This is a genomic window from Lysobacter oculi, from assembly GCF_003293695.1.
In the GTDB taxonomy this organism is placed as follows: domain Bacteria; phylum Pseudomonadota; class Gammaproteobacteria; order Xanthomonadales; family Xanthomonadaceae; genus Solilutibacter; species Solilutibacter oculi.
In genome coordinates, this window is sequence record NZ_CP029556.1 from 612,422 (window position 1) to 626,060 (window position 13,639).

Below are 13,639 nucleotides of genomic sequence, written 5' to 3' on the forward strand. Positions count from 1 at the left end.
GCGTCGCCGGGCTGCCTCGCCTACAATCCCCGGATGAGCGAGCAGTCCTACCGCGCCGGCCACGTCGCCGTCATCGGCCGTCCCAACGTCGGCAAATCCACCCTGATCAACGGCCTGGTCGGTACCAAGGTCAGCATCACTTCCGACCGCCCGCAGACCACGCGTCATCGCATGCTGGGCATCGCCAGCTTCGACAAGGGCCAGCTCGTGCTGGTCGACACGCCCGGCATCCACGGCGCACAGAACAAGGCCATGAGCCGCGTGCTGAACCGTGCTGCCCGTGGCGCGCTGGAAGGCGTCGATGCGGCGATGCTGGTGGTCGAAGCCGGTCGCTGGGACGCCGAGGACCAGATGGCGCTGGATGCGCTCAAGGAAGCCAAAGTCCCGGTGGTGCTGGTGGTCAACAAGATCGACCGGCTGCGCGAGAAGGGCGACCTGCTGCCCTACCTGGCCCAGGTCAGCGAAGGCCGCGAGTTCGCCGCCGTGCATCCCTTGTCCGCATTGAAGCGGCAGGGGCTGGAAGCGCTGGTCGACACCCTGCTGCCGCTGCTGCCCGAACAGGCCGCGCTGTATGACGAAGACGACGTTACCGACCGCAGCATGCGTTTCCTCGCCGCCGAGTTCGTGCGCGAGCAGCTGATGCGCCAGCTTGGCGCGGAACTGCCGTATGCGAGCGCGGTGGAGATCGAGAAGTTCGAGGAAGACGGGCAGATGTTCCGCATCGGCGCGGTGATCTGGGTCGAGCGCGAGAGCCAGAAGGCCATCGTCATCGGCAAGGGTGGGGCGCGGCTGCGCAACATCGGCACCAAGGCGCGCGAGCAGATGGAGAAGCTGTTCGGCCGCAAGATCTTCCTGGAAACCTGGGTGCGCGTGCGCCAGGGCTGGTCGAACGACGAAGCCGCCCTGCGCGCGCTCGGCTACAGCGAGTGACCGCGGCGCGCTAGGCCGCCATGCGCATCAGCAGCGAAGCCGCCTACGTCCTGCATGCGCGGGCCTGGCGCGAAACCAGCCTGCTGGTCGAAGTGCTCTGTGCCGATCATGGCCGCGTCGGGCTGGTCGCGCGCGGGGTTTCCACGCCCAAGCGCCATACCCTGCGCGCCGCATTGCAGCCACTGCAGTGCATCCGACTGGAAGCGATGCTGCGCGGCGAACTGGCGACGTTGCAATCCGCCGAAGCCATCGATGTCGCCCCGCGCCTGTCCGGCGAGGCGGCACTGGCCGGCTTCTACCTCAACGAACTGACCTTGCGGCTGGCGCCGCGTCTTGACCCGCTGCCGGAACTGCACGCCGCCTACGCACGCACGCGCCGTGCGCTGGATGCGGATGCGGCGGCGCTGGCATGGACGCTGCGGCGTTACGAACGCGATCTGCTGGAGGCAATCGGTTTCGGCTTCGACTGGAACATGGATGGCGATGGCGCCGCGATCGACCCCGCCGCGCGTTACCGGCTGGATCCCGAACACGGTCCGCGCCGGTTGCTGCGTGATCGTGGCAGCGAGGAACGGAACCAGACCGCGACCGGCGCGGCCTTGCTGGCATTGGCTGCCGATCACGCGCCCGCGAGCCAGGACCTGCTGAGCCTGCGTCGCCCGATGCGCGGCCTTATCGCCCACCATCTGGGGGGTAGGCCGCTGAAATCGTGGGAGATGGCCGGGCAGCTGGCGAAGCTGAAAAGCCCCCCGCCGGGCTGAGTGGTTTCAGCCGGGCGAGGGCGCCTGGCTGCCTTCCAGCAATGCCGCGACTTCCTGATCGAAAGCCTGCAGGGCGCTGCGGTCTTCCGGTGCGGCATGCAGCCGGTCCACGATGCCGCGCAGCCGCGCCGCCCCCACGAAGCCGCAGCTGGCCTTGAGCCTGTGCAGTTCGTCGCGGGCATCGGTCACGCGGCCTGCTTCGAGCGCATCGATGATGGCGCGATGCTGCTTCGGAAGCTCCGTGCGGAACAGGCCGCGCAACGCATCCACGCTGGTGATGTGGCCGTTGAGCGCCCGCAGCGCGAGCGCATCATCCCAGTGCGTCGCGCCTTCGCCATCCAGTAGATGGCGGATCGCCGCCTGCCAGTCGCCCACCGACAGCGGCTTCGACACCACGGCATCGAAGCCGGCATCGCGCAGGGCATCCAGATCGACAGGCACGCGCGATGCGGTGTGCCCCAGCGCCGGTGGATGCGGTTTTCCGCAGGTCGTACGCAACTGTTCCAACAAGGCCGCGCCGCTGCCATCCGGCAGGCGGGCATCGATCAGCCAGGCGGCATAAAGGTGCCGCGAAGCCAGTGCCAGCGCCTCTCGCACGCTGGCGGCGCAATCGACATCGGCCGGCAGCGCACGTGCGCCCTCGGCCAGGAACAGCCGGCTCACGCGGTCATCCTCGACCAGCAGCAGGCGTGGATTCATTCCACTCTCGCGCATCGTCCGTATCCTCCTTCCATGGTGCCCCGCATCCTATCTCTCTGGCTGTTGTCGATGGCGGGGCTCGTCGCCTGCATGCCGGCGTGGGCGCGCACGGCGAATGCACGTATCGCGCGGGTGTCGACGCCGGTGGCCACGCTGGAAGGCGTCCGCGTGCGACTGGACTGGCCGGCGACCGCCACGCAAGGCCAGCTGCGATTGCAGGCCGATGCGGTGCATGCGGCGGATCTCGGCTACCACTTCCGCCATCTCGACTGGCAGTGCCCGCTGCGGCGTGTTCCAAACAATGGCTGGTCCTGCGAAGGCGCGATCGCCGCGCCGGGTGTCGCGCCGATGAAGCTGGCCCTGCGTTTCGATGATGCCGCCACGCATGCGTCGCTGGCGCGGGGATCCTCAAGGCTGACACTGGATCGCCAAGCCTCGACGCCGGACCTCACCCGCATCGATCTGGTCGCGGTGCCGGTGCAATGGGCCGAGGCATTCGCCGCGCAGGCCTGGCAGGGCGGCCGCTTCACGCGCGGCCGGCTGGATGGGCAACTCGCCATCCACACACCGAAGGGCGCGCCGGTCGTGGTGCAGGGGCCGCTGGCGATCACTGGCGCCGCGTTGCAGTCGGACGATGGCGGTATCGTCGGCGAGAACCTGGATGCCCGCTTCGGCATCGATTACCGCACGCGCCAAGGGACGTCACAGCTGGCGCTGGAGGGCAGTCTGGGCGGCGAACTGCTGTTCGGCGAGACCTATCTGGGACTGGCCGGCCAACCCGCGCGGCTGGCATTGCACGGGACCAAGGCCCCTGGCAGCGGATGGCGCTTCGACAGGATCGATTGGCGCGATGGCGACACCCTGCACGCACGGGGCAGCGCCGCGTTCAACGCGGATGCCGGCCTGTCCGCGTTGGATCTCGCGCTCGACAGCCGCAACGCCGCCGGCCTGCGCGACCGTTACCTGAGCGCGGCGCTCGGCAAGTTCGGCATGGCCGATGCCGAAATCTCCGGCGCGTGGGAGGGCACGCTGCGCTACGGCGATGGCCGCCTGCAGCGCGTCGATGCCTCGCTGCACGGACTCAACCTGATCGACCCGCGCGACCGCTTCGCGCTGCGCGGGCTGTCCGGCACGCTGGCGTTCTCCGGGGGGGCGCCGGTCGATTCGCAGCTGCAGTGGCGGCAGGCGCGCATGTACGGGCTGGATTTCGGCGAGACCACGCTGCCGTTCCGCAGTGGAGACGGCGTGCTGGCCCTGCAGCGCACGGCGCAGGTGCCGCTGTTTGGCGGCCGCATGGACATCCACGACCTGCGCATCGTGCCGCCGCGCGAGGGTGCGGGCCTGCAGATGGACTTCGGACTGGAACTGGACAACGTGGACCTGGGAGCGATGGCCAAGGCGTTCGGGCTGCCGGAGTTCCGTGGCGAGTTGAACGGCGAGATCCCGCACGCCCGCTACGCCGACGACATGCTGACCTTCGACGGCGGCCTGAGCATGGGCATCTTCGATGGCGCGATGCAGGTCACCAACCTGGCGATGGAACGGCCCTTCGGCACCGCGCCCACGTTGAGTGCGGACATCGACTTCAACGATCTCGACCTGCTTCGCCTGACCGAGGTGTTCGACTTCGGCAGTATCACCGGCAAGCTCGACGGCCACATCCACCAGTTGCGCCTGGTCGACTGGACGCCGGTGCGTTTCGACGCTGCGCTGTACACCGAACGCAAGCCGGGCGTGCGCCAGCGGATCAGCCAGCGCGCGGTGCAGAACATCTCCAGCGTGGGCGATGCCAGCTTCGTCGGCAGCCTGCAGGGCCAGCTGATCGGGCTGTTCGACGACTTCGGCTACAGTCGGCTCGGCATCCGTTGCCAACTGAACAACACGGTCTGCCTGATGGGGGGCATCAGCGACATGAACACCCCGCGTTCAGATTCGTCCGGTTTTACTATCGTCGAAGGGTCCGGCCTGCCGCGCCTGACCGTCATCGGCCACAACCGCCTCGTGGATTGGCCCACGCTGGTGGAGCGGTTGAAGGCGGTCGGCCAGGGCGAGGTCAAGCCGGTCATCGAATAGCCACAGGAGAGCAGCATGGCGATCAAACACTGGATGCCGGTCCCCGCCGCGATCGCGCTGGCGGCCTGCGTCACCATCAATGTGTATTTCCCGGCCGCCGAGGCCAAGGAAGCGGCGAAGGAATTCGTCGACAGGGTCATCGGCGAAGACGGCAAGCCCGTGCAGCAGAAGCCGGCAGACAAGCCCGGCAGTGGCGGCATGGCGATGCTGGAGCGTCGCGTCGATCTGTGGTCGCTGGTGGGCGTGGGCAGCGCGTATGCACAGTCGCGGCCCGACATCACCATCAACACGCCTTCGATCCGCGCGATCCAGTCGAAGATGGAACAACGCTTCGACGAAAGCCTGCGTGCGGGTTTCGATGCCGGCGCGCTCGGCTTCACCGCTGACGGCCTGGTGACCGTGCGCGATGCGGCCAAGCTGCCGCTGAAGGATCGCGTCGCCATCAACACCGCCGTGGCCGACGACAACCGCGACCGCAAGGCGCTGTATCGCGAAGTGGCCGTGGCCAATGGCCACCCCGAGTGGGAAGGGCAGATCCGTGAAGTGTTTGCCCGGCAGTGGGTGGACAGCGCGCGGAGCGGCTGGTGGTACCAGTCCGGCGGCGCCTGGAAGCAGAAGTAACCCGCTCAACCGCAACAAGAGGATTCCCCCATGATGTTTCGCAATCTCGCGGGCGCGGCTGCGCTCTCCTTCGCCATGCTCGCCGTCAGCACGCCGGCCCATGCCGCGCCGCTCGGTCAGCAGGCCAGCCAGTGCTTCGTGCTCTACAAGATGGCCGCGGCGTCACCCGCCAACGCCGCGCACAAGGGCGACCTGCAGAAGCTGGGTGCGTTGATGTCGCGGACCATGCAGGACGAAAAGGTTTCGCAGAAGCAGTTCGACGGCTGGGCCGGTGCCTTCATGCAGCGCATCGGCGCCAAGGACAAGATCAACGTGGCCGTGCTCGCCAAGGAGCGCGATACCTGCAACACCTTCGCCAAGTCGCGCTACCAGTTCTATGCGGCAAGGAAGTAGGCCGCGCACGGCGGGGCGTGGGCGGAAGGGGCGTGCGAAAATGGCCGCCCCTTCGTTTTTGAGTACGCCGTGGCGCGCATCGACCAGACGCCTTTCCAGGCCCGCATCCTCGACCTGAGCCACGACGGCCGCGGTGTCGCCCGCCGCGAGGGCGGTGCCCATGACGGCAAGACCGTATTCGTGTCCGGCGCGTTGCCGGGCGAAACGGTGATGGCCCAGCAGACCGCGCGCTCGCGCAGTTTCGACGAAGCCAAGACCTTGGAGGTGCTGGAAGCCTCGGCGGATCGCGTCGAGCCGCGCTGCCCGCATTTCGGCACCTGCGGTGGCTGCGTGTTGCAGCATCTGGCCGAAGACAAGCAGATCCACGCCAAGGAACGCGTGCTGGTCGAGAACCTGGAACGCATCGGCCATGTATCGGCGGGCGCGATGCTGCCGCCGCTGGTGGATGCAGCCTGGGGCTATCGACGCAAGGGACGTTTCTCGGTGCGTCGCGTCGAGAAGAAGGACAAGACGCTGGTCGGTTTCCGCGAGCAGGATCCGCGCTTCGTCGCCGACCTGCGCGAATGCCACACGGTGGTGCCGGAAATCGGCTTCAAGATTTCCGCGCTCTCCGCGCTGGTCGATTCGATGGATGCGCGTCGCGTGCTGCCGCAGATCGAATTCATCGCGGGCGACGAGGCGCGTGCGCTGGTCTTCCGCCACCTTGAACCGCTGTCCGAAGGCGACAAGGACAAGCTGCGTGCGTTCGGCGTCAAACACGGCTTCGCCATCTACCTGCAGCCCAAGGGCCTCGACTCGGTGCATGTGCTCGACAACGCCGAGCCGCCGAAGCTCTCCTTCGCGCTCAAGCCTTGGCAGGTGGAACTGCTGTTCCGCCCGCTGGATTTCATCCAGGTCAACGGCGGCCTCAACGAGAAGATGATCACGCGCACGCTGGAACTGCTCGATGTGCAGCCGGACGAACGCGTGCTCGACCTGTTCTGCGGCCTTGGCAACTTCACCCTGCCGCTGTCGCGCGTGGCGCGCGAAGTGGTGGGCGTGGAAGGCGATGCCGGACTGGTCGCCCGTGCGCGCCTCAACGCCGAACACAACGGCATCGGCAACGCCAAGTTCCATATGGCCGATCTCGCCACCGATCTGCGCGGTGAGCCATGGATGCGCGAAGGCTTCGACAAGCTGCTGCTGGACCCGGCCCGCGCCGGTGCGCTGGAAGTGCTGAAGCAACTGCCGCTGGAAGGCATCAAGCGCATCGTCTACGTCAGCTGCCACCCCGGCTCGCTGGCGCGCGATGCCGGCTATCTGGTCAACGAGCGCGGCTGGAAACTCACGCAGGCGGGTGTGATGGACATGTTCCCGCATACCGCGCACGTCGAGTCCATCGCCGTGTTCGAGAGGCCGTGACCATGGGCGTCGAGATCGAACGCAAGTTCCTGCTCGCCAACGACGAATGGCGCTCCGCCGCGCACGCGGTGATCGAGATGGCGCAGGGCTACCTCAACGATGCCGAGGCGGTGACGCTCGGCCGCCAGAACACCTCGGTGCGCGTGCGGCTGGAAGGCGACGAGGCGCGGCTCAACATCAAGTCGCGCGAACTGGGCGCCTCGCGGCAGGAGTTCGACTACGTGATTCCGGTTGATGACGCGCGGGCGCTGCTGGCGCTGTGCGTGGGCGCGCGCGTCCACAAGCGCCGGCACCTGGTGAACGTGGGCGCACACCTGTGGGAGATCGACGAATTCCTCGGCGACAACGCCGGGCTGGTCGTCGCCGAGGTCGAGCTGGATGCCGAAGACGAGGCCATCGACATGCCCGCCTGGGCTGGCCCGGAGGTGACCCATCTGCCGCGCTACTACAACCTCAATCTCGCCGCGCGCCCATTCGCCGAATGGCATGAAGACGAGCGCGCGGGACTCGATGCCCTTGCAAGCGGCTGATCCGGCCGCATCTTGATGGCATGAACACGAAGCCCATGCGCATCGACATCTGGTCCGATCTGGTCTGCCCCTGGTGCTGGATCGGCAAACACCGCCTGCAGGCCGCGCTCGAAGGCATGGGCCCGGTCGACATCCACTGGCATCCCTACCAGCTGGATCCCGACGCCGATGCCACGCCGGTGCCGTTGCGCGAGGCCTACGCGAAGAAATTCGGCAGCGCCGAGCGCACCGAAGAGATCCTGTCGCAGACGCAATCCACCGCGAATGCCGAAGGCCTGCCGATGGATTTCAGTCGCGGGCAGGTGCGGGTCTCGACCTTCGACGCGCATCGCCTGCTGTGGCTGGCCGCACGCGAGGGGGATGCCGGGAAGGTGGGCGAAGCGCTGTTCCGTGCGCATTTCGCAGAAGGCCGCAACCTGGCCGATCCGGATGTGCTGGCCGATGCCGGTGCCGCCGGAGGCCTGCCGCGTGAGCGCGTCATCGCCATGCTGGACGGCGACGAAGGCAAGGCCGAAACACGCGCCGGCATCGTGCAGGCGCAGGCCATCGGCATCCGCGCGGTGCCGACCTTCGTCATCGACGGCCAACTCGCCGTACAGGGCGCGCAACCGCCCGAGGCGCTGCGTTCGGCGTTCGCGCAACGCGGGCATCTGCCTGCCGCGCCTTCACAGAATGATGTGGGCGAGGACGGCGCCTGCGGCCCCGACGGCTGCGCGGTCTGAACACGCGGGGGCGTTGACGCGCAGCATCGTGCGCCATCGGCGACAATGACCGCAGCGCCGGATTCCGCCGGCCCACGACGGAGTTTCCATGCTGGTCATCGGCATCCACGGCACCGAACTGAGCGCACGCGAGCGCGAATGGCTGCAGCACGATGCCTGCGCCGGCGTGATCCTGTTCGCGCGCAACTTCGCGTCGAAGGCGCAGGTCGCCGAGTTGTCGAGATCCGTCCGTGAAGCCGCGCGCTTCCCGCAGCTGATCTGCGTGGACCAGGAAGGCGGTCGCGTGCAGCGCTTCCGCGAAGGATTCAGCGCATTGCCGCCGCTGGAAGGTTTCGATGCGCTCTACGCACAGGACCGCGCCGCCGCGCTCGACTTGGCCCGCGAACACGCCTGGCTGATGGCCAGCGAAATCCGCGCGACCGGCGTGGACCTGAGCTTCGCGCCGGTGGTGGACCTGGGCCGCGGCAACCGCGCCATCGGCAACCGCGCTTTTTCCGCCGATCCGGCCATCGTCGCCGACTTCACCCGCGCCTATGTCGAAGGCATGCACGACGCCGGCATGGGCGCGACGCTCAAACACTTTCCCGGCCACGGCTCGGTGCTGGAAGACACCCATTTCGATGAGGCGGTGGACAACCGCACGCTCGATGAAATCCGCGCGCTCGATCTGGTGCCGTTCGAAGCCGGCATCGATGCCGGTGCCGACGCGGTGATGATGGCGCACGTGGTGTATCCGCAGGTCGCGCCGGAACCGGCCGGTTATTCGAAGCGGTGGATCGAGGACATCCTGCGCGAGGAAATGGATTTCCGCGGCGTGGTGTTCAGTGACGACATCGGCATGGCCGCCGCGACCTCCGCCGGCGGCGTGAAGTCGCGCATCGACGCGCATCTGGATGCCGGCTGCGACGTGGTGCTGGTCTGCCATCCGGACCTGGTGCCGGACGCATTGGCCGCGGTCGAGGATCGCGACCTCAACACGCTGGCGCTCACCGGCCTGATCGGTCGCGGGCCGATGGGTTGGGATGCATTGCTGGCGGACAGCCGCTACGAAAACGCGCAAAAACAGCTGGCCGATCGACTTGGCGGCATCGACACCCGCACCGGCCATTCCGGTGCTTACGACGTGGGGAACATCGCATGACACCCAGCCTTTCCGCCGCACTGGTGGACGCCGACATCATCCACGACCGCGAGACCATCCGCGCCGCCATCGAAGCCATGGCCGACGCCATCCGCGCCGATTACGACAACGGCCTGCCGCCGCCGCTCTACGTCACCGTGATGAACGGCGGCATGCCTTTTGCCAGCGATCTGGCGATGGCGCTCGGCGCGCGCGGGCTGGACCTTGAATTCGATTACCTGCACGCCACGCGTTATCGCGGCCAGACCAGCGGCTCCAGACTGGCGTGGCTGCATCGCCCGGCCACTTCGATGCGCGGACGCCGCCTGCTGCTGGCCGACGACATCCTCGACGAAGGCCACACCATGCTCGCGGTCAAGCGCTGGTGCGAGGACCAGGGCGCCGAGGACGTGCGCATCGCGGTGCTGGCGGTGAAGCTGCACGACCGGTGCGTGGACGGCATCTGCGCCGACTACATCGGACTGGAAGTGCCGGACCGTTACGTCTTCGGCTACGGCATGGACTACCACGAGCAGGGCCGCAACCTGCCGGCCATCTACGCGCTGAAGGAATGAACATGGGCGTCATCGACCTCGCGATCATCGGCGGTACCGGCGTATATGCGCTGGCCGAACTGGCGGATGTCGAAGCGCACCAGCCGGTCACGCATTACGGTCCGCCTTCGGGGCCGGTGCGGATCGGCACGCTGGAAGGCCGCCGCGTCGCCTTTCTCGCCCGTCACGGCGAAGGTCATTCGCTGCCGCCGCATCGCATCAACTATCGCGCCAACCTGGCCGCGTTGAAGGCGCTTGGCGCGACGCGCGTGCTGGCGCTCAACACCGTCGGCGGCATCACCGCGCAGTGCCCGCCACGCGCACTGGTGATGCCCGACCAGCTCATCGACTACACCTGGGGCCGCATCTCCACCTTGTGCGAAGAGCCGGGCACCGACGTGCTGCACGTCGATTTCGGCGATCCCTACACGCAGTCGCTGCGTGCGCAGGTAGCGATAGCCGCCGAGCGCGCGGGCGTGGCCATCGTCGAGCAGGGCTGCTATGGCGCGACGCAGGGCCCGAGGCTTGAAACCAAGGCGGAAATCGCTCGGATGAAGCGTGACGGCTGCGACCTGGTCGGCATGACCGGGATGCCGGAAGCCGGACTCGCGCGCGAACTGGGGCTGGACTACGCCTGCCTCGGCATCGTCGCCAACTGGGCGGCGGGCGCGGGCCCCGATCCGGACGAGATCATCACGATGGACGAGGTGCTGGCCAACGTGCAGGCGGCGATGGACGGCGTGCCGCGCATCCTGCGCGCGATGCTCGGCTGAGCCATGCCACGGCATGTGGCTATCGTCGGCTACGGCACGGCGGGGCAGGCCTGCGCGCTGGCGCTGGCCGATGCGGGTTTCGAAGTCGAAGTCTTCGAGCGGGTGCCGGATCCGGGCCCGGTCGGTGCCGGCTTCCTGCTGCAACCGACCGGCCTGCAGGCTTTATGGCGATTGGGCCTGCTCGATGCGGTACGCATGCACGGCGCGCCGGTGCATCGGTTGCATGGCGCCAATCCGCGCGGGCGCACGGTCATGGACATGCGCTATGCCGACCTGGACGCGCGCCTGCACGGCCTTGGCATGCAGCGCGGTGCGTTGTTCTCGCTGCTGCACGCGGCGATTGCAGGGCGCGTGGCGTTGCATGCGGGCTGCGGCATCGAAGCCATCGACCACGACGCCGGACGCCTGCGTGACGCGCAGGGCCGCTGGCATGGCCCCTTCGACCTGGTGATCGTGGCCGATGGTTCGGCATCCACACTGCGCGACGGCGTGTCCACGCCTGCCATCAACCAACCCTACCCGTGGGGCGCGCTGTGGTGCCTGCTGCCGGCGCATGACTGGCCGCGCATCGGTGAGCTGAGCCAGCGTTACCTGCTGGCGCGGAAGATGGCCGGGCTGCTGCCGGTCGGCACCGCGCCGGGTGATCCGGTGCCGAAACTGAGTTTCTTCTGGAGCCTGCCGGCCAATGCCTTCGATGCCTGGCGCGAGGCCGGTCCGCAAGCCTGGCGCGAAGAACTGGTCGCACTCTGGCCCGAGGCGCATGGGCAATTGGGCGAGGGCTTCGATGTCGCCTGCCTGGCCCGCGCGGCCTATCGGGATGCGGTCGTGCCCGGCTGGTGGCGCGGCCGCAGCGTGCTGGTGGGCGATGCCGCGCACGCGATGAGCCCGCAGCTGGGGCAGGGCGCGAACATGGCGCTGATGGATGCGGTCGCGCTGGCCGAATCGCTGGCCCTGCATGCGCAGACCGGCGAAGCGCTGGCGCGGTTCACGGCGATGCGGCGTCGTCATCTGGCGGCGTATCACCGCTGGAGCCGCTGGCTGACGCCGCTGTTCCAGTCGCGCTACGACACGCTGGCCCGTGTGCGCGATGCCGTCTTCCACCCGATGGGGCGTTTACCCGGCGGGCGCGGCCACATGCTGCGCGTGCTCACCGGTACCCAGCAGGGCTGGTTCGGGCAGCACGCGCTGGACGAGGGCTTCATGCGCGCGTGGTGTGCGCGCGACTGAACCGGGTCAATCGAGGAACTGCAGCTTCGCCAGCTCCGCGTACAGGCCGCCCTGCGCCAGCAGCTGTTCGTGCGTGCCCTCGGCGACGATGCGGCCCTGGTCCATCACCACGATGCGGTCGGCCTTGAGGATGGTAGCGAGCCGGTGCGCGATGACCAGCGTGGTGCGGCCTTCCATCAGGTGCTCCAGCGCGGTCTGCACGGCGCGTTCGCTCTGTGCATCGAGGGCGGATGTGGCTTCGTCCAGCAGCAGGATCGGCGAATCCTTCAGCAGCGCGCGCGCGATGGCGATGCGTTGCTGCTGGCCACCGGACAGACGTGCGCCGCGTTCGCCCAGCTGCTCGCCGAAGCCATCCGGCAGGGCGCGGATGAAGTCGAGTGCTTCGGCGGCGCGTGCGGCGGCTTCGACATCGGCATCAGTGGCTTCAAGCCGGCCATAGCGGATGTTGTCGGCGGCACTGGTGGCGAAGATGGTCGGCGACTGCGGCACCAGCGCGATCGCGCCACGCAGCTCGGACGGATCCAGCGTGCGGATGTCGTGGCCATCGACATCGACCTCGCCGCTGTCCGGGTCGTGGAAGCGCAGCAGCAGCGAGAACACCGTGCTCTTGCCCGCGCCGGACGGGCCGACCAGCGCCACGGTTTCGCCGGGCGACACGCGCAGGTTGAACTGTTCGAGCGCCGGGCGGTCGGGCCGGGCCGGGTAGTGGAACGTGACGTCATCGAAACGCACCTCGCCAAGCAGCGGGCGTGGCAGGGGCGTGGGATGCGCGGGCGCCTGCACCTTGGCTTCTTCCACCAGCAGGTCGTTGATGCGGCCCATGCCGCCGGCCGCGCGTTGCAGCTCGTTCCACACTTCGGCCAGCGCACCGACCGAGCCGCCGCCGATCAGCGCGTAGAACACGAACTGGCCGAGCATGCCGGCGCTCATGCGCCCGGCGATGACGTCATGCGCGCCAGTCCACAGCACCAGCGTCACCGCGCCGAAGATCAGCACGATCGCCAGCGCGGTCACCAGCGCCTGCCAGCCGATGCGCTTTTTCGCGGTCGCCACCGCCACGGCGATGGCCTGGCCGAAGCGTTCGCGCTCGAAAGGCTCGCGGGCATGCGCCTGCACGGTCTTGACCGCGCCCAGCGCCTCGGCGGCGTGGGTATTGGCATCGGCGATGCGGTCCTGGCCGTCGCGCGCGATCTTCTGCAGGCGGCGCCCGCCCAGCACGATTGGCAGCACCGCCAGCGGGATGCCGAGCATCGCCCAGGCCGCCAGCTTGGGCGCGGTGATGAACAGCATGACCAGCGAGCCGAGCACGGTGACCGTGCTGCGCAAGGCGACCGACATGCTGGAACCCACCACGCTGCGCAGCAGTTCCGCGTCGGCGGTGAGGCGCGAGACCAGCTCGCCGCTGCGGGTGCGGTCGTGGAATTCGGCATCCAACCCGATCAACTGCGCGTACAGGCGGTTGCGCAGGTCGGCCACCACGCGTTCGCCCAGCAGCGAGACAAAGAAGAAACGCGCGGCGGTGGCCAGCGCCAGCACCACCACCACGCCGAACACTAGGCTGAAGGTGCGGTCGATGTTGGTGCCGCTGGAGAAACCGTGGTCGATCATCTGCCGGAACGCCACCGGCAGCGTCAGCGTGGCGCCCGACGAGCAGGCCAGCGCCAGCAGCCAGGCCACGAACAGCCCGCGCTGGCGCATGACGTAGGGCCAGAGGGCGCGCAGGCTGCCGACCGGCGCCTTGGTGGGTTTGGAATCGGCGTCGCCGCCTTGGGGAGAGAATCGGGCCATCCGCTAGCGATGGTGGCGATGGAGGCGTTTTTCAATCGCCGGGCGCA

At 68.2% G+C, this 13,639-nt stretch carries 14 protein-coding genes; 12 read left to right on the forward strand and 2 right to left on the reverse strand.

Annotated features, from left to right (window positions below):
• The first annotated feature begins 33 nt into the window (after nucleotides 1-33).
• Nucleotides 34-930, forward strand: coding sequence for a GTPase Era (era, locus tag DCD74_RS02955; RefSeq protein WP_112926002.1), 897 nt, complete (start codon nucleotides 34-36; stop codon nucleotides 928-930).
• Nucleotides 931-950: 20 nt separating this feature from the next.
• Nucleotides 951-1,691, forward strand: coding sequence for a DNA repair protein RecO (gene recO, locus DCD74_RS02960; protein ID WP_112926003.1), 741 nt, complete (start codon nucleotides 951-953; stop codon nucleotides 1,689-1,691).
• 6 nt (nucleotides 1,692-1,697) lie between these two features.
• On the opposite strand, the gene DCD74_RS02965 is transcribed toward recO, so the two are convergent.
• The gene (locus tag DCD74_RS02965) at nucleotides 1,698-2,405 is read right to left on the reverse strand and encodes an Hpt domain-containing response regulator (RefSeq protein ID WP_112926004.1); all 708 of its coding nucleotides are present in this window, start codon (nucleotides 2,403-2,405) and stop codon (nucleotides 1,698-1,700) included.
• An 18-nt stretch (nucleotides 2,406-2,423) separates the two neighbouring features.
• Here DCD74_RS02965 and DCD74_RS02970 point away from each other — a divergent pair, with 18 nt between their 5' ends.
• From DCD74_RS02970 to DCD74_RS03015, 10 genes are all read left to right on the forward strand, one after another.
• A complete protein-coding gene (locus tag DCD74_RS02970; RefSeq protein WP_162615884.1) occupies nucleotides 2,424-4,463 on the forward strand; it encodes an AsmA family protein in 2,040 nt (679 codons plus the stop codon).
• A 15-nt stretch (nucleotides 4,464-4,478) separates the two neighbouring features.
• Nucleotides 4,479-5,084 carry a YdbL family protein gene (locus DCD74_RS02975; RefSeq protein ID WP_112926006.1) on the forward strand — a complete coding sequence of 202 codons (606 nt, stop codon included), beginning with the start codon at nucleotides 4,479-4,481 and terminating at the stop codon, nucleotides 5,082-5,084.
• A 30-nt stretch (nucleotides 5,085-5,114) separates the two neighbouring features.
• On the forward strand, nucleotides 5,115-5,477 hold the full coding sequence (locus tag DCD74_RS02980; protein ID WP_112926007.1) for a hypothetical protein: 363 nt from the start codon (nucleotides 5,115-5,117) through the stop codon (nucleotides 5,475-5,477).
• 69 nt (nucleotides 5,478-5,546) lie between these two features.
• Nucleotides 5,547-6,878: a 23S rRNA (uracil(1939)-C(5))-methyltransferase RlmD gene (gene rlmD, locus DCD74_RS02985; RefSeq protein WP_112926008.1), complete on the forward strand. Its 1,332-nt coding sequence runs from the start codon at nucleotides 5,547-5,549 to the stop codon at nucleotides 6,876-6,878.
• Between the two features lie 2 nt (nucleotides 6,879-6,880).
• Nucleotides 6,881-7,408, forward strand: coding sequence for a CYTH domain-containing protein (locus tag DCD74_RS02990; protein ID WP_112926009.1), 528 nt, complete (start codon nucleotides 6,881-6,883; stop codon nucleotides 7,406-7,408).
• A 35-nt stretch (nucleotides 7,409-7,443) separates the two neighbouring features.
• Nucleotides 7,444-8,130 (forward strand): DsbA family oxidoreductase, encoded by a 687-nt coding sequence (locus DCD74_RS02995; protein WP_112927630.1) that lies wholly within the window; start codon nucleotides 7,444-7,446, stop codon nucleotides 8,128-8,130.
• An 88-nt stretch (nucleotides 8,131-8,218) separates the two neighbouring features.
• Nucleotides 8,219-9,271: a beta-N-acetylhexosaminidase gene (gene nagZ, locus DCD74_RS03000; RefSeq protein ID WP_112926010.1), complete on the forward strand. Its 1,053-nt coding sequence runs from the start codon at nucleotides 8,219-8,221 to the stop codon at nucleotides 9,269-9,271.
• Nucleotides 9,268-9,825 (forward strand): hypoxanthine-guanine phosphoribosyltransferase, encoded by a 558-nt coding sequence (locus tag DCD74_RS03005; protein WP_112926011.1) that lies wholly within the window; start codon nucleotides 9,268-9,270, stop codon nucleotides 9,823-9,825. The genes nagZ and DCD74_RS03005 overlap by 4 nt, the downstream gene beginning before the upstream one ends.
• Complete coding sequence (locus tag DCD74_RS03010; protein ID WP_174887953.1) at nucleotides 9,822-10,577, forward strand: S-methyl-5'-thioinosine phosphorylase; 756 nt, start codon at nucleotides 9,822-9,824, stop codon at nucleotides 10,575-10,577. Before DCD74_RS03005 ends, DCD74_RS03010 begins: the two co-directional genes overlap by 4 nt.
• 3 nt (nucleotides 10,578-10,580) lie before the next feature.
• On the forward strand, nucleotides 10,581-11,804 hold the full coding sequence (locus tag DCD74_RS03015; protein WP_112926013.1) for an FAD-dependent oxidoreductase: 1,224 nt from the start codon (nucleotides 10,581-10,583) through the stop codon (nucleotides 11,802-11,804).
• A 6-nt stretch (nucleotides 11,805-11,810) separates the two neighbouring features.
• Here DCD74_RS03015 and DCD74_RS03020 read toward each other — a convergent pair whose 3' ends face one another.
• Entirely contained in the window at nucleotides 11,811-13,592 is a 1,782-nt protein-coding gene (locus DCD74_RS03020; RefSeq protein WP_112926014.1) for an ABC transporter transmembrane domain-containing protein, read from the reverse strand.
• Nucleotides 13,593-13,639: the final 47 nt, after the last annotated feature.